We start from the raw sequence: 26,348 nt of genomic DNA, 5'->3' as shown, positions 1-26,348 counted from the left end.
TCTGAATGACAATCAAAGAAAAACAACAAGAATTAATAGAAGAATTCGCCTTTCTGGACGATTGGGAGCAGAAATATGAATATATCATAGACCTTGGGAAAGAGCTGAAAGGACTTCCTGAGGAAAAAAAAACAGATGAAAATCTTATCCGAGGTTGTCAATCCAAAGTTTGGATTGATGCAGAATTTACAGATGGGAAATTGTTTTTCAATGCAGATTCTGACGGGATTTTGCCAAAAGGAATTGTTTCACTTTTGGTAAGAATCTACAGCGGACATTCTACACAAGAGATTTTGGATTCTGATTTTGATTTCATTTCAGAAATTGGGTTACAGGAATTTTTGTCTCCGTCAAGAGCGAATGGCTTGATGGCAATGACGAAACAAATCAAATTTTACGCAGTTGCATTTCAACTAAAAAAATAGGTGAAAAGAATTCTGGCATATCGTTTTTCGGCATTCGGAGATGTAGCAATGACAGTTCCTGTCTGTGTGGAGTTTCTAGAGCAGAATCCTGATGTAGAAATTGTATTCGTCAGCAGGGACAATTTCAAAGACCTTTTTGACAAACATCCACGACTGAAATTCCAAGGAGTCAGTTTCGATGACTACAAAGGTATTTTCGGAATCAGAAAACTGACAAAACATTTAATCAAGCAATTTAATCCAGATTATGTTGCCGACCTTCACGATGTGATTAGAACGAAAATGATTAATTCCATTTTCTTCAGGCACGGTTACAAAATTTTTCAAATTGATAAAGGAAAGGAAGAGAAAGAGCGACTGACAGATGTTTGGAATCTTGATAAATTTCCTTTGAAAAGAACCGTTGAACGTTATGCGGATGTTTTCAGGAGAATGGGATTTAATGTTGAATTATCTCATCAGCTAAGAAATCAATCTGATAATAAAAAAGATATTGGTTTCGCACCTTTTGCCCAACACAAAGGGAAAATGATGCCTGAAGAAAAATCTTTTGAATTGGCAAGAATTCTTGCAAGAACTCACAAAGTCTATTTTTTTGGTGGTGGAAAAGAGGAAAACGAAATTCTCACAAAATGGGAAAAACAAATTCCCAACACCCATAGCTTGTCCGGGAAATTGACACTTAAGGAAGAATTGCAAAAAATATCCGAGTTAGAATTGATGATTTCTATGGACTCGGCGAATATGCATTTGGCCAGTTTGATGGGAACAAGATGTATCTCCGTTTGGGGTTCTACTCATCATTATGCAGGCTTTTTGGGCTACGGACAAAGTGAAGATGACATTGTCCACGTTAAAGATTTGTCCTGCAGACCTTGCTCTGTTTTTGGTGATAAAGCATGTTTCCGGGGCGATTATGCTTGTCTTGAGGAATTAGACATTCAGAAAATTATAGACAAAGTATGAAGCTCAGTATTTGTATTCCTGTTTATAATTTCGATGTGAATGATTTGGTGAATGACCTTCAGAATCAGATTAATTCAAATCAATTGAATGCTGAAATTATCATAATCGATGATGCTTCTAAAGCTGAATTTATTAATAAAAATAAAAATTTAGAAAAGACTGTCAGTCGGTTTATTTTCCTAAATAAAAACATTGGACGTTCTAAAATCCGAAATCTATTTCTTAAATATACTCAGTCAGAATATTTACTTTTTCTTGATTGTGATGGAAAAATCATCAGTCAGAATTTTCTCAAAAATTATATCGATTTTATTAATACTAAAAATCCCGACGTCGTTTTTGGTGGCAGAAAAGTGAGTGATGTAAAGCCTTCTGCGGAATATGGACTTAGATGGAGATTCGCAGTGGAAAGGGAGAATCTACCTTTAAAACAACGTTTGAAATCTCCTTATCTGGATTTTCAGACTAATAATTTTATTGTTAGAAAATCGGTATTAGAAAAGAATCCTTTCAATGAAACGATTACGCAATATGGTTACGAAGATTTGATTTTTGCAAAAGACCTTTTCAAAAACAAAGTTTTTATTGACCATATCGATAATCCGATTTTCAATAATGATGTTGAGACCAACGAGGTTTTTCTTGCTAAAGCCGACCAATCTGCAAAAAGTCTTTCTCAATTGATTAAAAGTGATAAAGACATAGAAAGAATCTCTAAAATAAAGCTTGCAAAAGCTTATTCCAGATTGAAAAAAACAGGCGGAATTTTTCTTTATAGATTGATTTATAAATTATCGAAACCATACTTACAAAAAAAGCTTTTAGGAGGAAATGCCTCACTAAAAGCTCTTGATTTTTATAAATTAGGGCAACTTATTTATTATATGTCTAAGTAGTAAGTGGCTTTTCGTAATTCAATTCTAGTCTGATATCAGATATATTCAGCCATTTTGCTACCTGTAAAGCAAAATATCCAATCAGCATTCCAAAAGTATTCAGGAAAACATCATCAATATCGGCTGTTCCTCTAGCTGTGTAATATTGTAAAAGTTCTATCGTAGAAATTCCACAGATAAATAAAAAGAATAACAATGGTAAATTATTGAGTTTTCTGATTAATAAACCAAGTCCACCGAATGGAATGAATACCAAAATATTACCAACGATATTAACCATAAATTTTTCTGAGAAGAAGTTGTTATATCGCAAAAAGTAAGTGATACTTTGAAGCGGATTGAGCTGTAAGAATCCAAATTCGGGATGACGTCCACAACCGTAAAACATCATATATAATAGAAAAATAGTGTAAAAGGGAATTAACACTGCATAATATCTTTTCATAGGTTTCCTTTTGAGAGGATTAGTAATTAAAAGAGTTTTATACCAGAAAAATAGGTTGCAACAATTTTATCTGCTGTATTCATCAAAAATCTTTCCAAAATCTAAATATTAAACGATTGATTAACTTTTTATATGAAATTTAACATTACGTTAAACTGAAAAATGAAAATTAACAAAATTTTAAGAACAAGATTTTTAAAAATCGAAATTGAAGAAGAATAGGATATAAATAAAAAAATCTCAGATTTCTCTGAGATTTTCTTTTGAAGGGTGGGCCCTGAGGGATTCGAACCCCCGACCCTCTGGGTGTAAACCAGATGCTCTGAACCAACTGAGCTAAGAGCCCTTAATTTTTTTTAAAAAGGTTGTTTCCTTTTTGTGGGCCCTGAGGGATTCGAACCCCCGACCCTCTGGGTGTAAACCAGATGCTCTGAACCAACTGAGCTAAGAGCCCGCAACGTGTTACCGTTTTGAGTGGTGCAAATATACAACTTATAACTATATTCACAAATTTTTTTCTAAAAAATCTCCCACTACAAAGTTGCTTCCGCCTACAAAAATCATTTCGTCTTCTTTACAATTCTGTTTTGCAGCAAGATAGCCAGTTTGAACCGAATCGAAAATTTTATAATTCAAATTAGATTTTTTGAGTAAATCTTCATAATCTTCTGGATGTCTTCCTCTGCTAACGCTTGGTTTCACAAAATAGAATCGAGCTTCCGAAGGCAACATTGGAATGACTTCATCGATTTTTTTGTCATTCACAAATCCTAAAACAATATGTTTTTGTTGTGAATATTCATTGAGTTGTTTGAAAACTTCTTCCAAACCAGCTTGATTGTGTCCTGTATCACAAATGGTTAAAGGTTGTTTTGAAAACTCAAACCAACGACCGATGAATTTTGTGTTTTGATGAACATTCAAAAGTCCTGATTTTAGATTTTCATCAGTAATGTTAAGTCCTTGTTTCTTTAATTCATTAACCAAAGCCAAAACTACTCTGATATTTTTCTTCTGATAGTTACCTTTTAAATCTGAAACTAAATCTGTTTTAATCTCTGTTGCATCAATAAAATCAGCTTTGACTTCAATTGCTTTTTGTCGGATAATTTCCTTTACAATGGGATTTTCATCTCCAGAAATTATTGCAATATTTTCTTTGATGATTCCAGCTTTCTCAAAAGTAATTTTTTCAATCGTGTCGCCTAAAATATTCTGATGGTCAAGTTGAACATTGGTGATGGCTGAAACCAAAGGTTTGATGATGTTTGTAGAATCCAATCGTCCGCCCAAGCCAACTTCGATGATTGCAAAATCAACATTTTGCTGATAAAAATATTCGAAAGCCATTATCGTCGTAAATTCAAAAAAAGAAGGCCGAATATCTTCTGGTAAATGCTTAAGTTTTAGGATAAAATCGTAAACAAATTTTTTATCACAATTCTTTCCATTGATTTTGATTCTTTCTGTGAAATCAATCAAATGTGGCGAATTATAAAGTCCGGTTTTATAACCAGATTCCTGAAGAACCGAAGCCAGCATATTACTCGTTGAACCTTTACCATTGGTTCCGCCAATATGGATTGTTTTGATTTTATCCTGTGGATTTCCGAAAAAATCACAAAGCTTTTTGATGTTATCCAGACCTGGTTTATAGGCTTTTTCGCCATCAATTTGGTAGTTTGGAACCTGAACAAAAAGCCAGTCTAAAGCTTCCTGATATTCTTGTGAAGTCATATTTCAAAATGAAATACAAATTTAAAAATAAGGAGAATTAAAAAGAATAAAAATCTAAAAATTAATAGTGTAAGTTCCCTGAGAAATATTTTGAGATTTTTTGGCTTTCACATATTGTTTTGTCCAAATCACAGCGGCTGTGATATTACAAGCATCTTTGATTCCGCTGCTTCGTCCTGCATTGGTCACATTTCCAGCTTTATCAACCGTGATGAACATTACCAACTGACCTTTGGTTTTACAATTGTGAGAAGGTAATTTTCCAGCTTTTCCCATTGTTCCAGGAATGAAGCCTGTAAGAATTCTGTCTTTCCCTATTTTAGTGATTTTATCATCCTTAGAATCTGGAGTTGCAGTCTCTTTTTTCTCGTCTTTTTTGGCGAGTTTCTTGTCTTCTTTCTCAGTTTTTGGTGTTTCCTTCTTTTCTTCTTTTACTACTGCAGGTATTTCTTTTGCTAGAGCAACTGTATCGGGAGGTAAAACTTCCACATCTGGAACATAGATTTCTGGTTCTGCAACAGAATCTGCTTTCGGTTCTTCTATTGGTTTTGGAGTTTCTATAATGACAGATTTTGGTTGCTCAGAAGCTTTGTAATAAAGAGAATTGAATGAAAATAAAAGCACAAAAAATAAGAGCGCAACTACGTAAAACGCAATTAGCAAACCGGATAATTTTTTTGTTCTTCTTCGGAATTTCATCTTAAGAAGGTTTGTTGATGATGTCTAGAAACTCATTGGTGTGATACTGAATTTTCATCAACAGATAATCAACCTTTCCAACCAAAATATTATGAAAAATATAAGACAAAAATCCAACGATAAGACCAACAACAGAAGGCGCTAAAGCTTTGTAAAAATCAGCAGCTAAAAGGTTTTGAGCAATAACAGCTTCAGTTTTTGATAAAGTTCCGAAAGTCGAAGCCAAAATCAAAACACCACCAAGAAGTCCCAGCATTGGTGCTGCACCGGAGAGTGTTGCTAAATAATTGATATTCTTTTCTGCTTTGTTAAGTTCTATCTGAGCGTGTGTTTCCATTGCGTTGGCAATTTCGCTTACAGGTCTTCCCAATCTGGAAAGTCCTTTTTCTACACTTCTGGATTCCGGCGAATTGTCTCTTCTGCAAAAATCTACAGCAGATTGGATTCTGCCATCATTCAGAAGATCATTGACGTTTTTCAGAAGATAAGGGTCAACTTGATTTTCTCTGTTGAGAGCGTATAATTTCTGTCCAAAAAAAACAATGGCTGCAATTCCCGAAAACATTAAAATGATGATAAGAGAAACGCTCAGTAAGCCTCCACCAAAAAGGAATTCCCAAATAGAAATATTTTGATTTGCCATAGTTTTGTCTGTTATTTTATAGTTTCAAATTTATGAATTAGTTAATGATTAATCCGAATAGATTATGAAGGAATTTATGAAAAATGATTATTAATAGGAATTTTAAAAAGTAATCTTATAAGTTCCTTTGGACGAGACATTTGCCGCTTCGGCTTTCACGTATTGTTTTACCCAACTTACAGCCGTATTCATTACACAAGGGTCAGAAACACCGCTTAATCTCCTTGCGGAAGTGACTTTTCCGGACTTGTCGACAGTATAAGAAATTGTAATACTTCCACTTGCAGAGCAATCGTGATTTGGTTGTGCGCCGCCTCTTCCCATTGTTCCAGGAATGAAACCTGTTAATTTTCTATCAATTCCGATTAAACTATTTCCATCGCCGTCTCCGCCAAGAGGGTCGCCATAATTTCCAGGTCCGGTTCCGTTGCCCTGTGAGCCAGATTTTGTTCCTCGTCCTTTCAATAGATTCCCGATAGCAGCATTCCCTTTTCCGTCTCCAGTCGCATTTTCTTTTTTGATATCACCTTTTGTATTCGTCTTTCCGGTTAATGTTTTCGTAGAATTGGCAACAGCAGGAGAGTTGGTCTTATCATTAGCTTTTTTAGTTGCTACCGGTGGATTTTTGGTTCTGGTTGGGATAGGAACTGTATTTTCAGGAATGTCTTTTTCTACTTTTTCTTTTGAAGCTTTAGCAACTTCTGTTACAACTTCCTTTTCTTCTTTCTTTTCAACGATTGGAGCTGGACTTCCTTCTTCCTCTTTCGGTTCTTCAGCACCTTTTCCATTTCGGTTATCGCCATAATTGATGCGCATTTCTGTCAATTCTACAGGAATAATACTCTCACTATTAACAGCAGTTGCTTTTTTAGTTTTGATTAAAGAAGCCGGAAGAAAAAATAAAACAGAGAACAGGAAAATACCGACTACCAAAGCCTTGGTAAGCGTAAAATCATAATGTTTGCGGAATGCATAAGCGCCGTAAGCTTTATGTCTTTCTTCGAAAATAATATCATCCAGGTCCTGATACATTGGCAATGGCTTGTTAGCGTTATAATATTGTTTTTATAACGATTCGTAAATATAAATATTATTTTCGGAAAGGATTAATCGTCAACTTCTATCTCATCCGGACGGAAGTGGCATTTTAATTTGAAAGGGATAGGGTTTTCAGAACCAGTATAGAAATCAGTGATTTGTCCTGTCCAAGAAAGCTGAAGGTCACCGGTTTCATTTTTATCAAACTTCAGTTCATTCTCGAACAAGAATGCCTCTTCATCATCAAAAAGGTCAACTTCTGTGAAAACTTCATCATCTGTATCCTCAATAATGAACGTTTGTCCTTCTAATTCAGATGTTGTAACAGGAAATTCTATAATGTCTAAAGATAATTGCGGGAAATTGTATTGTAAAGAATCATCGTCCACGTGGTCCAATGAGTCGTTTGTGATAATCTCAACTTCCAAAAAATTCTGCGAGTTGATATAAACGGACTTGCAATAAGTGCTATCGATGAAATATTTCAGAGTTTCCTCTGGGTGATAAATCTTTAAGATTCCTTTCATTTTAAGGATAATAGATTATTATAAATTTTTAATTGTGCTGAACAAAGATAAAAAATAGAATGAATTTGAAAAATTTTTATTAATTATTTTTGATAATAATCATAAGAATTGGTGTGTCTGTTGATGTTTTGTTAATATATGATGACTTTGCCCTGCAAATGAGAGGGTGGATTCCTGACTTTAAAATATTATATTTACACTACAAAATTGACAAAATGAAATTTTTTTACAAAATATTGCTGCTCATAGGATTGTCTATCAATATTATATCCTGTAAAAAAGGAGATTCTCCGATGGTGAAGAATGAAGGATTCAGTACTTCTGATTTGGATTCTATCGCAGCTAATTATTACGAAGAATATTTGAAATTATATCCTCTGGAAGCTACTTCACAAGGAGACGAAAGATATAATGATCTTTTGCCGAATAACCTGAGCCAGGATTTTATCAAAAAAGAAATTGCATTTTATAATTCGGTTCAGAATCAATTAAAGTCGATTGATTATAATAGTTTGGATAATGATCGGAAAGTAGTTTTTGATGTTCTTGAGTATACATTGATCGACAAACAAGAGCGTTATGCTTATCATCCAGAATATATTCCTTTTACACAATTCGATGGTTTGCCTCTGACTTTTCCTATGTTAGGAAGTGGAAGCGGAATTCAGCCTTTTAAAACCGAAAAAGATTATGATAATTGGTTGAAAAGAGTTGATGAATTTCCTCTTTGGATGGATTCTGCTATTCAGAATTTCAGGTTAGGAATTAAAAATAATGTTGTTCTTCCAAAATCCTTGGTTGTAAAAATGATTCCACAAATGAAAGCCGATGAAATCACAACTTTCGAAATCGATAAAAATATTTTCTACGGTCCTATAAAAAACCTTCCGAAAGATTTCAAACCTGTTATTGCGAACAAATATACCAAGCTTTACCAAGATGCGATTAAGAATAAATTGATTCCCGCTTATCTTAAAATGGCGGATTTCTTAGAAAAAGAATATTTGCCAAAAGCTAGAACGACAGATGGTTATGGAGCTTTACCAAACGGAAATAATATCTATGCTTATTATGTGAAAAGCTGGACAACAACTAATAAAACACCAGAAGAAATCCATAAAACCGGACTTTCTGAAGTTGAAAGACTCAGAAATGATATGGAAAAAGTGAAAGCTCAAGTCGGCTTCAAAGGTTCTTTGGAAGATTTCCTGAATTATGTAAAAACCGACCCAAAAGCAATGCCTTATAAAACTTCGGCAGAAGTGTTGGCAGGATTTCAATCCATCCTAGATAAAATCACGCCGAAGTTGAAAACGATGTTCAATGTAACGCCGAAAACACCTTTTGAAATTCGTCAAACCGAAAAATACCGTGAAGCCAGCGCCAGTGCGGAATACATTCAGGGAAGTGCCGACGGGAAACGTCCCGGGATTTTTTATATACCGATTCCTGATCCAACAAAATTCAATGTGACTTCCGGGATGGAATCTCTTTTCCTTCACGAAGCGATTCCTGGACATCATTATCAGGTTTCTCTGCAACAGGAAAATACCAAGTTGCCTAAGTTTATGAGATTCGGTTGGATCGGTGCTTACGGCGAAGGATGGGCTTTGTACTGTGAATCGCTAGGTTCAGAATTTGGACTTTATACCGACCCTTATCAAAAAATGGGTTCTTTGAGTGATGAAATGCTGAGAGCAGTTCGCCTCGTGATTGATACTGGAATTCACACAGGACAAATGTCTCGCGAAGAAGCGATTAAATATTTCTTGAGCAATGTCGCTTATGATGAAGCAGGCGCAACCGCAGAAGTGGAGCGTTATATGGCTTTGCCTGGACAAGCTTTGAGTTATAAAACGGGTGCAATGAAAATCCGTGAGTTGAGAAATAAATATCAAAAAGAACAAGGAAAGAAATTCAATTTAGCATCTTTCCACGATGAGGTTTTAAGTCAAGGTTGTCTTCCACTAGAAGTTTTGGAACGTAAAATGGAACTTTGGGCAAAGAAATAAAATGATGAGGAAACATATTAGAAGAAGACTTAGACATACAAAATATATCTTCTATCAGGAAACCTTAGTTGATTTCAAAGACCATTTTTGGTCATTTTTAGGTGCTTTTTTCGGGATTGGATTGATTGCTTTTTTGCAGTCACAACATTTGACCGAGATTGAAAATGTTTTTCTGATTGGCTCATTCGGAGCATCCAGTGTTTTGGTTTATGGCGCTGTGAATAGTCCTTTAGCTCAACCCAGAAATCTGATTGGCGGACACGTTTTATCCGCTTTAGTTGGTGTGACGGCTTATAAATTCTTGCCGGATATTCTTTGGTTGAATGCTTCTATTGCAGTCGCTTCTTCTATTGTTGTGATGCAGATTACGAAAACAATGCATCCGCCGGGTGGTGCAACGGCTTTGATTGCAGTTCTTCCAGCTGGGAAAATTCAAGCTTTGGGTTATTGGTATGCCGTATCGCCGGTTATGAGTGGCGTTTTGATTTTGTTGTTAATGGCTTTGATTTTCAATAATATTCCGAAAGGAAGGAAATATCCGCATCATATTAAGCAAAACAAATATTTTCATATGAGGAGAATGTTGAAGAGAAAACATTAAGCTTTTTCAGGAAACAAAAGTTTCGTAATAAAATCCTTTTCCTTATTACCTCTCGCTGGAGAATATTCTCGTCCGTAAAAAATAATCTGAAGGTGCAATTTGTTCCAAACGCTTTCATCCCAGAGACTTTTTGCATCTCTTTCGGTTTCAACAACATTTTTTCCTGAGGTTAATTTCCATTGTGTCATCAATCTGTGGATATGCGTATCAACTGGAAACGCCGGAAAGCCAAATCCCTGACTCATCACCACCGAAGCTGTTTTGTGACCAACACCAGCCAGATTTTCCAATTCTTCATAAGTTTGTGGTACTACAGAATTGTATTTTTCCACCAAGACTTCTGCCATTTTTTTAAGGTTTTTCGCTTTGTTATTTGTGAGTCCAAGTCCATTTAGTAATTCTTTAATTTCTTCAACGTTCAGCTTGGCCATTTTTTCAGGCGTATCAGCAACAGCGAAAAGTCCTGGCGTGATTTGATTCACTTTTTTGTCGGTCGTCTGTGCAGAAAGTGCGACTGCAACCATCAGAGTATAAGCGTCTTTGTGTTCCAGCGGAATCGGAACTTCGGGATATAATTTTTCTAATTCTTCCTGAACTATTTTTGCTCTTTGCTTTTTCGTCATTTTGATGGTAAATTTGTCTCAACAAAAATAGAAATTATGTTGAACGTTGGCGATTCTTTACCAGAATTTATTGGAATTAATCAGGAAGGAAAAAATATTGATTCAGAAAAACTAAAAGGCAAAAAATTGGTTGTTTTCTTTTATCCGAAAGCAAGCACACCTGGTTGTACTGCCGAGGCTTGTAATTTGAGAGATAATTATTCGGATTTGAAAAAGAAAGGTTTTCAATTATTAGGAGTGAGTGCGGATTCTGTGAAGCGTCAGAAGAATTTCAGTGATAAAAATGATTTGCCATTTGATGTCATTGCAGATGAAAATCACGACATCATTGACAAATTCGGAGTTTGGCAGCTGAAGAAATTTATGGGAAGAGAGTTTATGGGAATCGTGAGAACGACTTTTGTTTTTGATGAAAACGGAATTTGTACTCAGGTTATTGACAAAGTGAAAACCAAAGACCACGCTGCACAAATTTTAGAATAATTAAATCTTAATCTGTCAACAGATTATGTGATAGATAGAAACCAAAAGGTTTATAAAAACAATGTAATCCCTGATTTTGAGATTATAGGTGGTGATGATTTGAAGAACTTAGAAATGACGGTTTTGAAATCATTGTTGAACCAAGAACGACTGGCGACGGCTATTAAGAAAGCGTCATTCTGGATCCGGAAAATAATATCATCGAGATTACAGAATAACTATTTTATCGGAATCCAAATCTCTTCCTCAGCAGAATCGTCATTCGGATTATAATGGTCTCCGAAAATTTCAAAATGAGGTCTGTTGTCAATTTCAAATTGATTTTCCGGAATGAAATTTTGAAATAGATATCGGAAAAGTTCCGGTCCGTTTTCCGCTTTTCCTTTGTAATTAAAAACAAGATATTTTCCACTTTCTAAGTCAAACAACTCAAAATCATTTGGAATATTATCATAATTAGAGACTTCAGCCAAAGCATATTTTGTGAAAGTTTGATTCGGTGTAAAATTCTCCGGATAGATTTGAAGCGAGAATAATCGATTCGGAATTCGATTGGTGATTTCATTTCTTCTCATCATCAATTTCTTCCAGATAATAGGTGTTTTATCATCCTGAAAAGAAGTTTTAATGCTGAATCCAATCAGTTTTTTTGATTCAATAATTTCGATGCGGTGTGGTAAATTCATTATTATAAATTGAGTTCATAGAGATTAAGATCAACATCATCATTCGGAATTCTTACCACTTCTTTGAATTTCAGTCCCAATTTTTCAATTAATTTAATTGAAGAGAAATTCTCTGGTAAAGTTATTGCGCTGACTTTTTTAATTCCAAAATCATTGATTCCGATATCCATCACTTTTTTGGCGGATTCGTACGCGTAACCTTTTCCCTCATATTCTTCCAAAAATGCAAAACCAATGTCAACGCCGTCAATCCCTTCCCTGTCATATAAACCAACAGTTCCAATTTTCGCATTGTTGGATTTCAGAATTATAACACAATTTCCATAGCCAAGTCTTTCAATATTGGGTAGATTCTTTTCGCGGATATATTTCTGAGCGTCCTCAAGACTGTGAATATTTCTATCGCCAATATTTTTCAGCCATTTTTCTGTGTTGACCAATTGCATCATAAATTCAGCATCATCGATATCGACAAGCTTTATGATAAGGCGTTCTGTTTCGTAAGTTTTTGACATCAGTAGTAGTTTGTGGAATTAAATTTTGATAGTTTAATGTTAAACACAAGGCACAAATTAATTAAAATTATTGAAAGATTTAAAGCACAAAGAAAATCTTCGTTTTTTTTAATTTTACATTTTCTTAGTGCCTTAAAAACATATTGATTTTATCAAGTAAGCTTTTGTTGCTTTGCGTTTTTTTAATTCAAAATTTAATTTTCATAATATCTCAACTCCTCATTGTCATCGGGGAAAATGACATATTTCTGGAATTTCAATCCTAGTCTTTCAATTAGTTTTTGAGAAGAAATATTTTCGTCAGAAGTCATTGCCGAGATTTTTGTCAAACCGAAATTAGTGGCGACTAATTCTTTCAGTTTCGAAGCTGATTCATAAGCAAACCCTTTACCTTCATAATCCGGAAAGAAAGAAAAACCAATATCAGGAACTTCGATACCTTCTCGAACAAATACGCCAACAGCACCGATTTTTTTGTCAAGTTCTTTATGAATCACAACATAATTTCCGTAACCTAATTTTTCAATGTGAGGGAGAAATCTGTCCTTAATATATTGTTCTGCATCTTGTTTGGTGCAGAGCTTTCGGTCGCCAATATGTTTGATGAATGAAGGTAAATTATATAATTCTAGAAAGAAATCTGCATCGTCTAGGTCTGCGACTTTCATTCTTAATCGTTCGGTTTCGAAGGTTTTCATATTAGTTTTAATAATCTTAAATATTTTTTAAATTTAAAGATTTCGGGTCAATAATTTTTGATTTAACTTAAACTATTGAGTTGGCGAGGTTAATTATAGGGAAAAAATCTGAAGATTTTTGAGTCTTATTGATCTTCGAGAGCCTCAGACCGACACAACAAATTGCTGCAGATGAAAAGCGAAATGAAAAAAGTAAGTTCTGCTTTTTTCCGGAGATTCATTAATCAAATATAAAATTTAAGGAACGATAACGGTAAAAATATAGGCGAAGAGATTAACCAAAAGTACAACGCCGTAAAGAATGTTGGTTTTTCCCCGGTTTAAGGATAGCATCACGGTGTAAAGCGACAGTGCAAGTAAAACCATTGATTTGATATCGAGTCCAAGTAATAAAGGCATTTCGTAAATAATAGAAACTACTGCAACGCAAGGAATCGTCAATCCGATACTCGCAATAGCTGAACCTAAAGCCAGATTTAAGCTTGTTTGAAATTGATTTCTTCTTGCTGCTTTTATCGCCGCCATTCCTTCCGGTAAAAGGACAACAGCTGCAATGATTACCCCGACTAATGCTTGTGGTGCCCCAAAATTATGAACCATATTTTCTATTTGCGGAGACAATGCTTTTGCTAAAAATACAACAACGCCCAAACAGATAATCAGGAAAATCAAGCTCATTGTACTTTCGAAGTTGGTTGGTGGTTCTGCGTGTGGTTCATCATCGTTTTCCGGAAGAAAGTAATTTCTGTGTCTCACGGTTTGTACCATCAAAAATGTACTGTAAATCACGAGAGACGCGACGGAAAAGAATATCAATTGTGCTTTGCTAAATGTTGCTGAAAGTTCGCTGGTGGTATAATTGGGTAAAATCAAAGTCATTACGACAATTGCAACGAGACTTATCAACGCCATATTTCCGGAAGTTCTGGCAAAGAATTGTTCTTTGAATTTGATGCCGCCTACTAAAAGACAAGCACCTAGAATTCCATTTAAAATCAACATTACTGCTGCGAAAACGGTATCTCTTGCGAGTGTGTGCGTTTCTTTTCCTCCGGCTACCATTAAGGAAACAATTAATCCTACTTCCAGAACTGTAATGGCTATCGCAAGAATGATTGTTCCGAATGGTTCGCCTACTTTATGAGCTACAACTTCTGCGTGATGAACGGCTCCTAAAACGGAAGTGATTAACAAAACGCCACCTAATACAGCCAACAACGGACTGTCGTCTGTAACACCAAGTAGATAGTAAATTAATGATAAAAGCGGGAAAATAAAGGACCAATGAAGTAGGGTTTTTAAACTCATAAAAAATGATTTCTCTAATTTACAAAAAATTACTGAAAATGGTTTTGGATATTACTGCAACAAAAAATCCACCAAAATTTTGGTGGATTTAGAAAAAATATTGAAATATTTTTATTTTACTAATGTCAGCTCGCTTATTAATCTCGTCGCGCCAGCATATTTGTCAATTACCCAAAGTACGTAACGAACGTCAACATTAATTGTTCTTTGCAATTGTGGTTCGAAAACGATATCACCACTCAAAGCTTCGCTGTTTCCATCGAAAGCTAGACCAATCAAGTGACCGTTTCCATCGATAATTGGAGAACCTGAGTTGCCTCCTGTGATATCATTATTAGACAAGAAGTTGATAGGCATAAATCCGCCTTTTTTATCAGCATATTGTCCGTAATCTTTTTTCTTAGCAAGGTCTAGAACTTTTTGAGGAAGGTCAAATTCTTCGTCGCCTTTTTTGTATTTAGCAACCATACCATTGATGTCGGTATAATAGTTTTCCTTGATTCCTTTATAGTTTCTGTCTTCTCTTACAGGAAGTGTTTCAATCGTTCCGTAAGTCAATCTCATTGTAGAGTTAGCATCCGGATAGAATTTTTTCTCAGGCTGAGCTTTTCTAAGTCCGTCTAAGAAAAGTCTGCTGTTTTTAGCAAAGTTCTCATCTACCTTAGCAAATTTTTCCAATCCTAATTTTTGGTCTTCAACAACTCCATTTGCGAATTGTCTCAATTTATCAGCATCGATTTTCAATCTGTCAGGATTTTCTACAAAAGCTAAAGCCGATTTTTTATTAGCAAAAACAGACTCATAAGCCAAAGTTGAAAGATTGTTTACATCTGCAGCCAAAATAGTTGGAGAAGCAAATTCTTTAGCCACTCTTGTTTTGTAAAGAGAAGCAAGAGAGTTCAGCATTTCGCCTTCAACATTATCGTGAAAACCGTCGTAAGCTTTATCAACAGCGTCAAGAACTTTCGTTTTCATAGCTGCTTTTCCAGCTTCGTCCTGGTCAGCATACGTTTTGAAAAGACTTCCTAACTGATAAGCTGTTGCGATGTAATGCGCATTTCTCTGTAAAAGTCCACCATAGTTTCTCTCTACATTTCTTCCGGAAACCTGATTGTAATAAGCTTTAATTTCTGGTAAAACAATGTAATAAGTTTGCTCATTCGGAGATTGTGCCGCCCATTCGTTATATGTTTCTTCCAGTTTTCTCTTTTCAGCAACTGTTCCGTTTTTCTTAACAGCGTCAATCGTTCCTTGTCTGTTTTTCCAGTAATTGGCAACACTTGCGTACTGAGAAGCGTAATCTAATTGAGTCGCTTTGTCTTTGTCCATATACTTCTTCATCACATCCATCGCCACTTTAGAAGCTTCTACCCATGCCGGATAATCTTTGTCAACCATTTGCTCGATTCCGTAAGACGTCAAATAACGGTTGGTTCTACCAGGATACCCAAGAATCATTGTAAAATCTCCAGGCTTGTAACCTTTAAGAGAAACTGGTAAATGATGTTTTGGCTTCAGAGGAACGTTGGTTTCAGAGTATTCTGCTGGGTTGCCATTGGCATCTGCATAAGCACGGAAAACCGTGAAATCTGCAGTGTGTCTTGGCCATTCCCAGTTGTCTGTATCACCACCGAATTTTCCTAATGATGAAGGCGGAGCACCAACTAAACGAATATCTTTATAGTCTTGATAAACAAAATAATAGAACTCGTTCCCGTTGAAAAAATCTCTTACAACAACAGTATATTTTCCGTTCTCAGAATTTTCTGTTTGGATAGCTTTATATTCTGCATCGATAACCGCTTTTCTGTCTGCTGCAGACATATTGTTATTCAATTTTGCATTGATTCTTTCAGAAACGTCATCCATTCTTACCAAAAATCTCACGTAAAGACCTTTTGCATTGAATTCCTCATTCGGTTTCATTGCCCAGAATCCGTTTTTCAAATAATCTTTTTCAGGTGTAGAAGCTGCAGCAACAGCATCGTAACCACAGTGGTGATTCGTAAAAATCAATCCTTTGTCAGAAACCATTTCTCCAGTACAGAATCCGCCGAAACTTACGATGGCATCTTTTAAGCTAGAGTTGTTGACAGAATAGATTTCTTCCGGAGTCAAGTGCAGACCTTCTTTCTGCATATCCACGCCGTTCAGACGTTTCACGAGCATCAGAAGCCACATTCCCTCGTCTGCTCTCATTTGCGCAAAGCTCAATAAAAAAGTCAGCGCCAAAAATATTTTTTTCATAATAGAAATTTATTTTAATGGGGCTAATTTACTCATTATTTTAAATCTAATGGTATGAATTTGGATAAGAGATTAGGCAAACTTTAAAGTATGAAATTTCTACAGTCAATCGGTATTTTATCATTAATATTACTACTTACAGTTTCTTGTAAATCATCAAATAATTCTATGTCAGGAATGCAGAATCTTCACAAAAAGTGGATGCTCGTTGAATACAAAGATTTTACCAAGGAAGAATTGGTAAAGTTGGAAGCTCATATTGATTTGACGAAAAATACAGAATCGCCCAATCGTTACACCGCAAAAATGGGTTGCAACGGAATGTTTTTCACGGCAGAATTTAATAATGGAAAAGCAAAATTCTCAGGCGTTGGTTCCACAATGATGTATTGTGATGGGCGAATGAAATTAGAAGACTCATTCGGAAAAGCTTTACCAAATATGACAGAGTACAAAATCGAAGGACATTTCTTAACTTTATCCAATGCAAACGGCGACAAAATGAAATTTGTTGAGCAAGATTGGGATTGAGAAATTAATGAGAAATTATAAACGATAATGATTGTCATTTGCGACTTAAAACATTAAATCTTAAAAAAAACTTTCGCCTTTGCGATAAAAAATAATACAATCAATAATATAAATCCAAAACAAAATTAATTATGAAAAGAAGTGCAAAAGCAGTCTGGAAAGGTACTGTAAAAGACGGAAGCGGCGTTTTGACAACGCAAAGTACAACACTTAATGAAACTCAGTATTCCTTCAAAAGCAGATTTGAAGACGGTGTTGGAACCAATCCGGAAGAATTGTTGGCAGCAGCTCACGCGGGTTGTTTTACAATGAAAACTTCAGCTCTGTTGTCAGAAGCAGGTTTTATTCCAGAATCTTTGGAAACAGATTGTAAAATCTCTTTGGTTGATGGAAAAATCACGTTGTCAGAATTGACTTTAAATGCAAAAATCCCCGGAATCTCAGAAGATGATTTCCAGAAAATTGCAAAAGATGCCAAGGAAAATTGTCCTGTAAGTCAGGCTTTCAGTTTCGAAAAATCGTTGACTGCTACTTTACTTAGCTAAACGCTAATATTTAATCAAAAAATTATTAAGACTTTCTGAATTGGAGAGTCTTAATTTTTTTCTAAGTCTGGATCTCGCAACTACAATGCTGTGGGGACTTTGGTGTGTAATGTCGGAAATTTCTTTTGACGATAAATTAAGTTTAAGGAAAGCACAAAGTCTCAATTCGTTTTTAGTCAAGTCGGGAAATTCATTCAGGAGTTTTTTATAGAATTGGTCTTCGGTTTCCATGAAAATCTTATAGAACTCATCTTTTCCAAAGCCTTTTGAACTTTTTTTGAGTTCAGAAATAATGTGAAATATTTTATTATCCGACATTTCCGTTCCTGAATTCAGCTCGCTCAATTCTTTTTGTGTGGATTGGATAATTTCTGAAGTTTGCAACATTTGGATAGCGCTATTCGTAAGCTCTTTGTTTTTTTCTTCTAATTTCTTGGCTAATAATTCGTTTTCGGCAACTCTTTTGGCTGTTTTATTTTTCTGTAATTGGAATAATAAAAAGATGATAACCGAGAAAGATAAAAGCAAGACAATTCCGAAAATAAAAAAGCGCTCTCTTTTGGTTTGAGAAGCTAAAAGTTCATTTTGGGTCATTTTTTCATTGAATTCAATCTCCAATCGGTTTACTTTTTTATTATTTTCCTGATTGATGGAAGCTTCGGATAATGATTTTGCCGTATGAAGATATTGCAATGCATTTTTGTAATCTTTTTCCTTTTCGAATAGTTTTACCAAATTTTCCGATGAAAACAACTTTAAATCAGAAAAGCTACTCTTTTCTGAAATGTCGTATGAATTTTTCAAATAATATAATGCAGAATCTCTGTTGATAATATTGTTGAGGTAGATGTTTCCCAAGATGTTGTAAAGACTTGCAATGTCGTAAGGCGATTTGATTTTCTTTGCCAGAGTGATGCCTTGTCTCAGGTTATCGACTGCGGTTTCGGTTTCTTTTAATTTCAGATTAACGTTGGCAATATTTTCATAAGCCATAATAATGTTAAGCGTGTCTTTTGCAACCGTATTCCGAGTCTTGAATTCTTTCAGCATTTCCAACGCTCGGGCATAATTTCCTTGTTCTTTTTCCAGAACTGCGAGATTGTTGTAAATAATTGAGCCTTCTACAGATTTCTCATCAGGTTTACTGCTTTCGAATTTTTTAAGCGATTGTTCCCAAAACTGTCTAGCCTTCTTGAAATTTCCCATTAGGTAATAACAACCTCCAATATTATTTAAGATAGAATAAGAATCACGTGAATTTGTTTTGTTGTTGATTTCTAATCCTTTGTAATAATAATTAAGCGCTTGGTAGTAAGATTCTTGATCTTTATATGTGTTTCCTGCAGTAACATACAGACTGATTTTTGTGCTGTCTGCCAATTTGTTTTCCAGCTTTAGGGCTTCTTGCAGATAACTCATTGCCTTTGTTCTGTTGGTTTGCATATAATCCACCGTCTGCTTCAGAAGAGTAGTGGCGTAATTGTCCGGGTCTTTGGAAAGACTTGTCTGACCGGAAACAAATATCAGGTTAAAAGTTAAAAAAACACAAAAAGCCCAACGCATTTTCAGAAATATGACCCGAAGATAGGAAGAATAAATTTCAAAAAAAATTACTTTTTTAATTAATTGATTTTCAAAATTTTAAATCAATTGTATATATAATGTTACCTCTGATTTTTTGTTAGTAGTTATATTGTTATCTCAACGAATATTCAAATTCTTTGATGATATTCTAATATTGTCTCAATAATTATAAAATATTTTTAAAAATGGATGTGAAATTACTATTTAAGTGGCTGTTTCTATTTATGTTCGGCATAACTAGCGCACAGCAGATTACATTGGATACTTCTTTGGTTTCCGATGAACCAAATACAATTGAAGAATTTTGGTATTGGTCAGGCGGGTTTCCTGTTGTTGGAACTGGATTTTCTCCTAACTCTACAGTTACAGTTTATGATACTGACGCAAATGGGGAAAGATGGAGAGATTTTACAGGAACCGTTGATGCTCAAGGGAATTTTTCTGTACAGATAAGCGCCAAGATGATTCGTTCTTTGAAAGGTGCTCATACAGTGAAGGCAATAGATGGACAAGGAAAAACTGCAACCGCGACATTACAAGTTGTCGCAAATGAAAATGAAGTATTGGAAGCTTCAGTTTCTAATAAAACATTGACAATGCAACAGTTTTTTAACTTTGGGATAAAACTACACGCCAAAAATATTGAACCGAATGCACAAGTTGTGGTCCATATTTTCTCTCCGAACGAGTCTGGCTCAGGAATTACCGGAAAATACTATGCAGATGCCAACGGAAATTTTGATATTGATTTCAATGGAAATACGCCAACTTATCCTTGGGGAGATACGATGCCTGATGTAGCAGGAACCTGGAGAATCAATGTAGAGCAATTTGAAACTAATTTCTACGGTACAACAGAATTTAGGGTATTGCCAGACAACCCCAGTCCACAGTCGTATGATTTAATTTCTAATGTGGACAATGGCATTCCGTCAACACCAATAACACGTTTCGAAGTGAATGATGTGGGCTACAATTCAGACCCAAATAGTTCTGCTTTCTATGAAGATATGACAGATAAAGTGTTCGATCTACAAGCAGGTCAAACTTACAATGTAAAAATCAAGGGTAAAAACCGTGTAGATTATGCGCCGGATACTTATACTCTTTTCGTTGACTGGAATCACAACGGTATTCTGGATGAAAGCAATGAAATCATCAGTGAAGGTTATATTTTCGCATCTTCTGGTGTAGATGATAAATTCACACAATTCCCAATAACAGTTCCGCAAAATGCAATCAACGGGAATACAAGAATAAGGGTTCTGAAAATGCAATCAGCCACAGAATATTCTATGTTTTGGCCAACAGGTGCTTCAGGTTATTATTACAATTCCGGACAAGCGGAAGATTATACTTTGAATATTTCTGGTGGTATTGCAGATCCAGGATGTGCTTTTAACTGTCCTTCAGATATTAATGTGAATACAATCCCAGGAGGAGAAACTGCGGTCGTAAATTACAATTTGCCATTCAATTGCGGTTCTCAAGGAAGCTCCAGTTGTGGCATAGACTATCCTGGAAATAATTATGAAAACTGGATGCCGGCTTCAAACTTCAATACTGTAGCTAACGACTTTGTGATTCCTGCTGGAAAAACTTTGAAAATCGATAAAGTAATTCCTCATTTGATCAGATTCTCTTACGGAGCCACTGTTGCATTCTATAAAGATAATAATGGCAAACCGGGAGAGTTGATTATGAATTATGCTACGCCAACGATCGAATCACAAAACGAGATAGGAACTACTACCGGTGGAACAGCATATGAAACGGTTATCAAATTGCCTGAGGTATTAGAATTGACATCGGGGAAATATTGGGTTGCCATTAATATGCAGGGGCCGTTGGTTTCTTGGGAAATAAAATCGGCCTTATCAAACGGAACCACTGCATTTACAACAGGGGATGGACAGAACTGGACAGCAAAAGAAGGTTTTGATGGCGTTTTCAAGGTGAGCTATGTTTGTGAGACTTCAGAACCACAAGTTGTTTTGGTTCAAGGATTAGAATCTGGAGCTGCATTTCCTGAAGGTAATACTGTTGTTATCCATAACCTTGTATACGAAGGTGCTATAATAGATACTTGTGTATTTAATGTAAACGTTAATAAGATCCTTGGCACAACAGAGATCTCTAAAAATCAAATCTCTTTCTATCCAAATCCGGTAAAAGATATTTTGAAAGTTTCTAACATTAAGGATATTAACAATATAGGTGTTTATGATATGTCAGGCAAACAGGTTTTTGAAAAAGAATTGCATCAAAAAGATGCAGAAATAAACCTTTCCAAACTGGCTTCCGGAATTTACATTATGAAAGTAGGCAGCGGAAATGAAGTGAAGGCTTTCAAGCTTATCAAAAAATAAAATTGTTTAAAATTGTGTTTTTTAGGCTGTTCCTTATTGGGAACGGCCTTTTTTTTGCACGCAGATTTTTCATTGCGCATATAACCATTTCGTTATTATGAAACTTAACCTTTGGTTTTTTTGTCTAAAAATAGTATCTTGTGAGAATCAGAAAATTATAAATTTTAAATGTTAGAAAAGAAAGAACATCAGTACGAAAGAGCGGTTTTGGTAGGTGTAGTCACCCAAAATCAGGATGAGGATAAACTGACAGAATATATGGACGAATTGGAGTTTTTGGCTTTCACAGCCGGAGCTACAGTTGATAAAAGATTTACTCAAAAATTATCTCAGCCGGATTCCAAAACTTTTGTAGGGAAGGGAAAAATGGAGGAGATTCGTGATTACGTGAAAGAACACCAAATTGGAACTGTGATTTTTGATGACGAATTATCGCCTTCCCAGTTAAAAAATCTGGAACGTGATATGGAAGTTAAAATCTTAGACAGAACCAATCTTATACTCGATATTTTTGCCCAAAGAGCTCAAACTTCTTACGCAAGAACTCAAGTAGAATTAGCTCAATATCAATATCTTTTACCGCGATTAACTAGAATGTGGACCCACCTTGAGAGACAAAAAGGGGGAATCGGAATGCGTGGTCCTGGAGAAACGGAAATAGAAACCGATAGAAGGATTATCCGCGACAGAATCACTTTGCTGAAGGATAAATTGAAAGTTATCGACAAACAAATGGGAACCCAAAGACAAAACCGTGGCAAGATGGTGCGTGTTGCTTTGGTAGGTTACACCAATGTTGGAAAATCTACCTTGATGAACGCTTTGTCAAAATCCGATGTTTTCGCTGAAAATAAATTGTTTGCAACGCTTGACACAACTGTTAGAAAAGTCGTGATTGGGAATCTTCCATTCCTTTTAACGGACACGGTTGGATTCATCAGAAAATTGCCTACTCAGTTAGTAGAATCTTTCAAATCCACTTTGGATGAGGTTCGTGAAGCAGATTTGTTAGTTCACGTTGTCGATATTTCTCACGATAGTTTCGAAGATCACATTGCTTCTGTTAATCAGATTCTTCAGGAGATTGATGCACATCAGAAACCAATGATTATGGTTTTCAATAAGATTGATGATTTCAGTTATGAGAAGAAAGACGAAGATGATTTGACGCCTTCGTCCAAAAAGAATATTTCTTTGGAAGAATGGAAAAAAACGTGGATGGCAAAATCAAAATATCCGACGGTTTTCATTTCTGCGCTTAACAAACAGAATTTCCCTGAGATGAAAAAAATGATTTATGATGAGGTTCACAGGATTCATATTTCACGTTTCCCTTACAATGATTTGTTGTTCGAATATTTTGAGGACGAGGAAGAAAATTAAGAATATAAAATAAATTTAAATAAGTTGAATCAATTGGAGAATCTTAACGATCAACACAAAATAAAAAATTAATGGAGTTATATTACTCATTTTCAGTTCTTATCGTCTTAGCGTCCTTATTTGCCTACATCAATTATCGCGTTCTCAAATTACCAAGTACAATCGGGATAATGGTGATTGCGATTATCGTTTCTGTAACGTTGGTGGCATCGGGCGATAATTTTTTACCAAAGACAACTTCACATTTAACCGCATTAGTACACAGCTTCGACTTTACTGAAGTTCTGATGGGCGCGATGCTTAACTTTCTGCTTTTTGCGGGAGGAATTCATATTAACATCAAAGATTTGAAGGAACAATTCGGACCAGTTGTGATTTTTTCTACTGTTGGTGTTATCATTTCTACCTTTGCTGTTGGTTTTGGTGTTTATTATCTTTTGCCGTTGGTTGGTGTTCAGATGCCGTTGATTTATTGTATCGTTTTCGGAGCGCTGATTTCTCCAACCGACCCAGTTGCGGTTCTGAGTATTTTGAAGCAAGCCAAAGTTTCAAAATCTTTGGAAACCAAAGTTGCTGGGGAATCTTTGTTTAATGACGGTATGGCGGTTGTTGTTTTTACAGTCGTTTTACAAATTGCCATCGGAAAAGAAATCGATTTGAATGTCGAAAATATCGGTTTGCTTTTGCTTCGTGAAGCGGGCGGAGGTTTGCTTTTAGGAGTTCTTCTCGGATATTCGGCTTCGCGGGCAATGCGGGTTGTGGATGATTATATTATTTCCGTATTAATCACATTATCAGTGGTTATGGGCGGTTATTTGATTGCTCACGAGATGCATATTTCTGCACCTTTGGCGATGGTTGCTGCCGGATTATTTATGGGGAATTTCAGCGAAAGTTTCAAAATGAAATCTGAAACGCAAGATTATCTCATCAAATTTTGGGAATTGATTGACGAAATAATGAACGCTGTTCTATTCCTGTTTATCGGGTTTGAATTGCTGTTAATCAAAGATTTAAATGAATATTTAGTAGCAGGCGGGATTTGTATTTTAATCGTTTTGTTGGCACGTTGGGTGGCGATTTTTGTTCCGACAAAGTTTATGGCTTTCAAATACCGATTCAGTCCGCAAACTGTGAAAGTTTTGGTTTGGGGAGGAATCCGTGGCGGTGTTTCTATCGCTTTGGCGTTATCAATTCCGATTAATGAATACAGCCAGATTATCATCAGCATCACTTATTGTGTAGTTGTGTTTTCAATTATAGTTCAGGGATTGACGATTGCAAAAGTCGCAAATCCTAAGAAAATTGCTACAGAAGAAAAAATATTAGAAGAAGAAATTCATTAATCTAAATTTAGAAATGAAAACTATTGATGTTGAAAACTGGAAGAGAAAAGAACATTTTGAATTTTTTTCCGGAATGAAAAGTCCTTATTTTGGAATCGTTACCGAAGTTGATTGTACAGAAACTTATCAATTTGCTAAAGAAAATAACGAGTCTTTCTTCGCCCATTATCTTCACAAATCGATGAAGGCAATTAATTCGGTTGAAGAATTTGGCTATCGAATTGTGAATGATGAAGTTATAGCATTCGATATTGTTCACGTAGGTTCTACGATTGCCAGAAATGACGGGACGTTTGGTTTTTCTTTCTTCGAATATTCTGATGATTTTCAAATATTTAACCAAAATTTACAGAAAGAAATTGATGAGGTTCAAAACTCCACAGGTTTAAGAATCAGAAATGAGGAATTATCACCGAATCACATCCGACATTCGACAATGCCTTGGACCAGTTTTACAGGTTTGCTTCATCCGACAGATTTTGACCCAAAAGAATCAATTCCTAAAATTGTCTTTGGAAAATTCTCTGAAAAGAATGGACGGAAAATGTTGCCGATTTCTGTGGAAGCGCATCACGGTTTGATGGATGGTTTTCATCTTGCAAAATATTTGGAAGAATTTCAGAACCAATTAAATTTGAAAAAATATTAAAATTTCCATTTAATGATGAAACAAATAATAGCTTTCTTTAGTTTACTTCTTTATGTATCTGCTTTTTGTCAAATCAATACTGAAGAAATTAAAAAAAAAGTTTTAGAAAACCCTAAAACTTATTATTACGATTATTTAGAAATCTTCAAAATGGAACCGGCTAAACTGACTCAGCAAGAATTGAATCAAATGTATTACGGAAGCAGGTTTATAGAGTCTGAATATCAAATGCGAGATTATAATCAGGATTATGAAAAGATTTGGAAATTGGCAAAATTAGGAATGTCAAAAAATAAAGCTTTGAAAATTGTTGAAGATGCTCAGACAAAATATAATAAGAATCCATTGTTAAAAGGTGTTGCTTTAGAATTATCTTATATTTATAAAGCTTTAGGTAATAAAGAAAAGAGCGATTTATATTATTTACAAAATGATTTAATAGACCAAACTATAGAAAATAGTGGCACAGGAAAATCAGAAGATTCTCCAATATGTGTTATACTTGCTGGAGATATGATAAGTAAAATCTCAAGTTTACCAAGATCCTCAAGCCCTTCTGACTTTAAGCAAGAAATGACAGATTTGGCAGATGGAAGCATATTAACAACTTATTCGGTTGGAGATTCTAAAATTTATATAAAATTGGTCGGCGGATTTTGATGGAAATATTAGACGATATAAAACAAGCTCTCCAGATTCTTGCTATTCCCGAAAAAGCAGAATTCTTTCCCAGATTTTTCAAAACGGGAAAAGACGAATATGGCGAAGGCGATATATTTATTGGCGTTACAGTTCCAGACCAAAGAAGCATTGCGAAAGAATTTTATAATAAAATATCTCTTGAAGAATTAAGTGAGTTATTGTCTTCAAAAATTCACGAACATCGTCTGACTTCTTTATTGATGTTGGTTTACAAATTCGAGAAGATTAAGGATAAAATTCGGCAAAAAGAGATCATTGATTTTTATCTGAAACATACAAAACACATCAATAACTGGGATTTGGTTGATACATCGTGTTATAAAATTTTAGGTCGGTATTGTTTTGAAAATCAAGATTCTAAAATCCTTGAAAAACTGTCAGATTCTGATGATATGTGGGAAAAACGAATGGCAATTGTTGGAACAATGTTTCACATTAAGAAAAGAGAATTTGAACTGACAAAAACATTTGCCCTGAAAAATTTGAAACATCCACACGATTTGATGCACAAAGCCAACGGCTGGCTTCTCCGCGAAATGGGAAAAATGAACGAATCCGAATTGTTGAACTTTCTGGATCTTCATTATAAAGAAATGCCAAGAACTTGTCTCCGTTATGCCATTGAGAAATTGGATGAAGAACTTCGGCAAGATTATTTGAAAGGCAGAATCTGAGAATCAACATTTTCCG

General features: G+C 35.2%; 27 protein-coding genes and 2 tRNA genes. 14 read left to right on the top strand and 15 right to left on the bottom strand.

All coding sequences use genetic code 11. From position 1 onward, the window contains the following. The first annotated feature begins 5 nt into the window (after positions 1–5). Genes BUR19_RS12355 through BUR19_RS12345 form a run of 3 tightly spaced genes read left to right on the top strand, consistent with a single transcriptional unit; the run spans position 6 to position 2,287 of the window. Entirely contained in the window at positions 6–425 is a 420-nt protein-coding gene (locus BUR19_RS12355; protein ID WP_074235771.1) for a SufE family protein, read from the top strand. Further along, positions 426–1,391 carry a glycosyltransferase family 9 protein gene (locus BUR19_RS12350; protein WP_245799078.1) on the top strand — a complete coding sequence of 322 codons (966 nt, stop codon included), beginning with the start codon at positions 426–428 and terminating at the stop codon, positions 1,389–1,391. It abuts the gene before it with no gap. Continuing rightward, positions 1,388–2,287, top strand: coding sequence for a glycosyltransferase family 2 protein (locus tag BUR19_RS12345; RefSeq protein WP_074235770.1), 900 nt, complete (start codon positions 1,388–1,390; stop codon positions 2,285–2,287). The genes BUR19_RS12350 and BUR19_RS12345 overlap by 4 nt, the downstream gene beginning before the upstream one ends. Here BUR19_RS12345 and BUR19_RS12340 read toward each other — a convergent pair. The 8 genes from BUR19_RS12340 to BUR19_RS12305 all read right to left on the bottom strand — a co-directional run bounded on the left by BUR19_RS12340 (position 2,280) and on the right by BUR19_RS12305 (position 7,376). Then, positions 2,280–2,732, bottom strand: coding sequence for a VanZ family protein (locus BUR19_RS12340; protein WP_083600778.1), 453 nt, complete (start codon positions 2,730–2,732; stop codon positions 2,280–2,282). The two genes, BUR19_RS12345 and BUR19_RS12340, sit on opposite strands and share 8 nt — an antisense overlap. 271 nt (positions 2,733–3,003) lie before the next feature. Continuing rightward, positions 3,004–3,078 (bottom strand) — tRNA-Val (locus tag BUR19_RS12335). Positions 3,079–3,111: 33 nt separating this feature from the next. After that, a tRNA-Val gene (locus BUR19_RS12330) sits at positions 3,112–3,186 on the bottom strand. Positions 3,187–3,236: 50 nt separating this feature from the next. Continuing rightward, positions 3,237–4,469, bottom strand: a complete 1,233-nt coding sequence (locus BUR19_RS12325; protein WP_074235768.1) for a bifunctional folylpolyglutamate synthase/dihydrofolate synthase — start codon at positions 4,467–4,469, stop codon at positions 3,237–3,239. Between the two features lie 54 nt (positions 4,470–4,523). Beyond that, positions 4,524–5,168: a hypothetical protein gene (locus tag BUR19_RS12320; protein ID WP_074235767.1), complete on the bottom strand. Its 645-nt coding sequence runs from the start codon at positions 5,166–5,168 to the stop codon at positions 4,524–4,526. A 1-nt stretch (position 5,169) separates the two neighbouring features. After that, positions 5,170–5,811, bottom strand: coding sequence for a MotA/TolQ/ExbB proton channel family protein (locus BUR19_RS12315; protein WP_074235766.1), 642 nt, complete (start codon positions 5,809–5,811; stop codon positions 5,170–5,172). Positions 5,812–5,913: 102 nt separating this feature from the next. After that, a complete protein-coding gene (locus BUR19_RS12310) occupies positions 5,914–6,843 on the bottom strand; it encodes a ferric siderophore ABC transporter substrate-binding protein (RefSeq protein WP_245799077.1) in 930 nt (309 codons plus the stop codon). Between the two features lie 74 nt (positions 6,844–6,917). Further along, a complete protein-coding gene (locus tag BUR19_RS12305; RefSeq protein ID WP_074235765.1) occupies positions 6,918–7,376 on the bottom strand; it encodes a hypothetical protein in 459 nt (152 codons plus the stop codon). A gap of 215 nt (positions 7,377–7,591) precedes the next feature. On the opposite strand from BUR19_RS12305, the gene BUR19_RS12300 reads away from it, so the two are divergent. Together BUR19_RS12300 and BUR19_RS12295 are read left to right on the top strand one after the other, a co-directional pair. Then, positions 7,592–9,388, top strand: a complete 1,797-nt coding sequence (locus tag BUR19_RS12300) for a DUF885 domain-containing protein (RefSeq protein ID WP_074236472.1) — start codon at positions 7,592–7,594, stop codon at positions 9,386–9,388. A 4-nt stretch (positions 9,389–9,392) separates the two neighbouring features. Continuing rightward, positions 9,393–9,989 carry an HPP family protein gene (locus tag BUR19_RS12295; RefSeq protein ID WP_083600802.1) on the top strand — a complete coding sequence of 199 codons (597 nt, stop codon included), beginning with the start codon at positions 9,393–9,395 and terminating at the stop codon, positions 9,987–9,989. On the opposite strand, the gene BUR19_RS12290 is transcribed toward BUR19_RS12295, so the two are convergent. Next, positions 9,986–10,612 carry an endonuclease III domain-containing protein gene (locus tag BUR19_RS12290; RefSeq protein WP_074235763.1) on the bottom strand — a complete coding sequence of 209 codons (627 nt, stop codon included), beginning with the start codon at positions 10,610–10,612 and terminating at the stop codon, positions 9,986–9,988. The two genes, BUR19_RS12295 and BUR19_RS12290, sit on opposite strands and share 4 nt — an antisense overlap. A 36-nt stretch (positions 10,613–10,648) precedes the next feature. Between BUR19_RS12290 and bcp the strand changes: the two genes are divergently transcribed. Further along, entirely contained in the window at positions 10,649–11,095 is a 447-nt protein-coding gene (gene bcp, locus BUR19_RS12285; RefSeq protein ID WP_074235762.1) for a thioredoxin-dependent thiol peroxidase, read from the top strand. A 218-nt stretch (positions 11,096–11,313) separates the two neighbouring features. Here the strand turns inward: bcp and BUR19_RS12280 are convergent, their stop codons facing one another. From BUR19_RS12280 to BUR19_RS12260, 5 genes are all read right to left on the bottom strand, one after another. After that, positions 11,314–11,781, bottom strand: a complete 468-nt coding sequence (locus tag BUR19_RS12280) for a GyrI-like domain-containing protein (RefSeq protein WP_074235761.1) — start codon at positions 11,779–11,781, stop codon at positions 11,314–11,316. 2 nt (positions 11,782–11,783) lie between these two features. Continuing rightward, on the bottom strand, positions 11,784–12,296 hold the full coding sequence (locus BUR19_RS12275) for a GNAT family N-acetyltransferase (RefSeq protein WP_074235760.1): 513 nt from the start codon (positions 12,294–12,296) through the stop codon (positions 11,784–11,786). A gap of 194 nt (positions 12,297–12,490) precedes the next feature. After that, the gene (locus BUR19_RS12270; RefSeq protein WP_074235759.1) at positions 12,491–12,994 is read right to left on the bottom strand and encodes a GNAT family N-acetyltransferase; all 504 of its coding nucleotides are present in this window, start codon (positions 12,992–12,994) and stop codon (positions 12,491–12,493) included. A 237-nt stretch (positions 12,995–13,231) separates the two neighbouring features. Further along, positions 13,232–14,302 carry a calcium:proton antiporter gene (locus tag BUR19_RS12265; protein WP_074235758.1) on the bottom strand — a complete coding sequence of 357 codons (1,071 nt, stop codon included), beginning with the start codon at positions 14,300–14,302 and terminating at the stop codon, positions 13,232–13,234. A gap of 111 nt (positions 14,303–14,413) precedes the next feature. Next, entirely contained in the window at positions 14,414–16,549 is a 2,136-nt protein-coding gene (locus BUR19_RS12260) for a S46 family peptidase (RefSeq protein WP_074235757.1), read from the bottom strand. A 90-nt stretch (positions 16,550–16,639) separates the two neighbouring features. Here BUR19_RS12260 and BUR19_RS12255 point away from each other — a divergent pair, with 90 nt between their 5' ends. Continuing rightward, on the top strand, positions 16,640–17,080 hold the full coding sequence (locus BUR19_RS12255) for an META domain-containing protein (RefSeq protein WP_074235756.1): 441 nt from the start codon (positions 16,640–16,642) through the stop codon (positions 17,078–17,080). A 131-nt stretch (positions 17,081–17,211) separates the two neighbouring features. Continuing rightward, positions 17,212–17,625, top strand: coding sequence for an OsmC family protein (locus BUR19_RS12250; protein ID WP_074235755.1), 414 nt, complete (start codon positions 17,212–17,214; stop codon positions 17,623–17,625). Positions 17,626–17,628: 3 nt separating this feature from the next. Here the strand turns inward: BUR19_RS12250 and BUR19_RS12245 are convergent, their stop codons facing one another. Further along, positions 17,629–19,188, bottom strand: coding sequence for a tetratricopeptide repeat protein (locus BUR19_RS12245; RefSeq protein ID WP_074235754.1), 1,560 nt, complete (start codon positions 19,186–19,188; stop codon positions 17,629–17,631). A 206-nt stretch (positions 19,189–19,394) separates the two neighbouring features. Here BUR19_RS12245 and BUR19_RS12240 point away from each other — a divergent pair, with 206 nt between their 5' ends. The 6 genes from BUR19_RS12240 (at position 19,395) to BUR19_RS12215 (ending at position 26,332) form a co-directional block, all read left to right on the top strand. Next, positions 19,395–21,578, top strand: coding sequence for a T9SS type A sorting domain-containing protein (locus BUR19_RS12240; protein WP_083600777.1), 2,184 nt, complete (start codon positions 19,395–19,397; stop codon positions 21,576–21,578). Positions 21,579–21,746: 168 nt separating this feature from the next. Further along, positions 21,747–22,961, top strand: a complete 1,215-nt coding sequence (gene hflX / locus BUR19_RS12235; protein WP_074235752.1) for a GTPase HflX — start codon at positions 21,747–21,749, stop codon at positions 22,959–22,961. Positions 22,962–23,032: 71 nt separating this feature from the next. Further along, positions 23,033–24,307, top strand: a complete 1,275-nt coding sequence (locus tag BUR19_RS12230) for a cation:proton antiporter (protein WP_074235751.1) — start codon at positions 23,033–23,035, stop codon at positions 24,305–24,307. Between the two features lie 13 nt (positions 24,308–24,320). Further along, a complete protein-coding gene (locus BUR19_RS12225; protein WP_074235750.1) occupies positions 24,321–24,956 on the top strand; it encodes a chloramphenicol acetyltransferase in 636 nt (211 codons plus the stop codon). Between the two features lie 12 nt (positions 24,957–24,968). Next, positions 24,969–25,616, top strand: coding sequence for a DUF4919 domain-containing protein (locus BUR19_RS12220; protein WP_074235749.1), 648 nt, complete (start codon positions 24,969–24,971; stop codon positions 25,614–25,616). After that, the gene (locus BUR19_RS12215; RefSeq protein ID WP_074235748.1) at positions 25,616–26,332 is read left to right on the top strand and encodes a DNA alkylation repair protein; all 717 of its coding nucleotides are present in this window, start codon (positions 25,616–25,618) and stop codon (positions 26,330–26,332) included. The genes BUR19_RS12220 and BUR19_RS12215 overlap by 1 nt, the downstream gene beginning before the upstream one ends. The last annotated feature ends 16 nt before the right edge of the window (positions 26,333–26,348 follow it).

Source organism: Epilithonimonas zeae, assembly GCF_900141765.1.
Taxonomy (GTDB): Bacteria; Bacteroidota; Bacteroidia; order Flavobacteriales; family Weeksellaceae; genus Epilithonimonas; species Epilithonimonas zeae.
This window is presented reverse-complemented; position numbering and strand designations above follow the sequence as displayed.

Excerpts from the sequence above, each read along its gene's own strand:
- BUR19_RS12355 (WP_074235771.1), top strand. The coding sequence starts at position 6 with ATGACAATCAAAGAAAAACAACAAGAATTAATAGAAGAATTCGCCTTT.
- BUR19_RS12345 (WP_074235770.1), top strand. The coding sequence starts at position 1,388 with ATGAAGCTCAGTATTTGTATTCCTGTTTATAATTTCGATGTGAATGAT.
- BUR19_RS12340 (WP_083600778.1), bottom strand. The coding sequence starts at position 2,732 with ATGAAAAGATATTATGCAGTGTTAATTCCCTTTTACACTATTTTTCTA.
- BUR19_RS12325 (WP_074235768.1), bottom strand. The coding sequence starts at position 4,469 with ATGACTTCACAAGAATATCAGGAAGCTTTAGACTGGCTTTTTGTTCAG.
- BUR19_RS12320 (WP_074235767.1), bottom strand. The coding sequence starts at position 5,168 with ATGAAATTCCGAAGAAGAACAAAAAAATTATCCGGTTTGCTAATTGCG.
- BUR19_RS12315 (WP_074235766.1), bottom strand. The coding sequence starts at position 5,811 with ATGGCAAATCAAAATATTTCTATTTGGGAATTCCTTTTTGGTGGAGGC.
- BUR19_RS12310 (WP_245799077.1), bottom strand. The coding sequence starts at position 6,843 with ATGTATCAGGACCTGGATGATATTATTTTCGAAGAAAGACATAAAGCT.
- BUR19_RS12305 (WP_074235765.1), bottom strand. The coding sequence starts at position 7,376 with ATGAAAGGAATCTTAAAGATTTATCACCCAGAGGAAACTCTGAAATAT.
- BUR19_RS12300 (WP_074236472.1), top strand. The coding sequence starts at position 7,592 with ATGAAATTTTTTTACAAAATATTGCTGCTCATAGGATTGTCTATCAAT.
- BUR19_RS12295 (WP_083600802.1), top strand. The coding sequence starts at position 9,393 with ATGAGGAAACATATTAGAAGAAGACTTAGACATACAAAATATATCTTC.
- BUR19_RS12290 (WP_074235763.1), bottom strand. The coding sequence starts at position 10,612 with ATGACGAAAAAGCAAAGAGCAAAAATAGTTCAGGAAGAATTAGAAAAA.
- bcp (WP_074235762.1), top strand. The coding sequence starts at position 10,649 with ATGTTGAACGTTGGCGATTCTTTACCAGAATTTATTGGAATTAATCAG.
- BUR19_RS12280 (WP_074235761.1), bottom strand. The coding sequence starts at position 11,781 with ATGAATTTACCACACCGCATCGAAATTATTGAATCAAAAAAACTGATT.
- BUR19_RS12275 (WP_074235760.1), bottom strand. The coding sequence starts at position 12,296 with ATGTCAAAAACTTACGAAACAGAACGCCTTATCATAAAGCTTGTCGAT.
- BUR19_RS12270 (WP_074235759.1), bottom strand. The coding sequence starts at position 12,994 with ATGAAAACCTTCGAAACCGAACGATTAAGAATGAAAGTCGCAGACCTA.
- BUR19_RS12265 (WP_074235758.1), bottom strand. The coding sequence starts at position 14,302 with ATGAGTTTAAAAACCCTACTTCATTGGTCCTTTATTTTCCCGCTTTTA.
- BUR19_RS12260 (WP_074235757.1), bottom strand. The coding sequence starts at position 16,549 with ATGAAAAAAATATTTTTGGCGCTGACTTTTTTATTGAGCTTTGCGCAA.
- BUR19_RS12255 (WP_074235756.1), top strand. The coding sequence starts at position 16,640 with ATGAAATTTCTACAGTCAATCGGTATTTTATCATTAATATTACTACTT.
- BUR19_RS12250 (WP_074235755.1), top strand. The coding sequence starts at position 17,212 with ATGAAAAGAAGTGCAAAAGCAGTCTGGAAAGGTACTGTAAAAGACGGA.
- BUR19_RS12245 (WP_074235754.1), bottom strand. The coding sequence starts at position 19,188 with ATGCGTTGGGCTTTTTGTGTTTTTTTAACTTTTAACCTGATATTTGTT.
- BUR19_RS12240 (WP_083600777.1), top strand. The coding sequence starts at position 19,395 with ATGGATGTGAAATTACTATTTAAGTGGCTGTTTCTATTTATGTTCGGC.
- hflX (WP_074235752.1), top strand. The coding sequence starts at position 21,747 with ATGTTAGAAAAGAAAGAACATCAGTACGAAAGAGCGGTTTTGGTAGGT.
- BUR19_RS12230 (WP_074235751.1), top strand. The coding sequence starts at position 23,033 with ATGGAGTTATATTACTCATTTTCAGTTCTTATCGTCTTAGCGTCCTTA.
- BUR19_RS12225 (WP_074235750.1), top strand. The coding sequence starts at position 24,321 with ATGAAAACTATTGATGTTGAAAACTGGAAGAGAAAAGAACATTTTGAA.
- BUR19_RS12220 (WP_074235749.1), top strand. The coding sequence starts at position 24,969 with ATGATGAAACAAATAATAGCTTTCTTTAGTTTACTTCTTTATGTATCT.
- BUR19_RS12215 (WP_074235748.1), top strand. The coding sequence starts at position 25,616 with ATGGAAATATTAGACGATATAAAACAAGCTCTCCAGATTCTTGCTATT.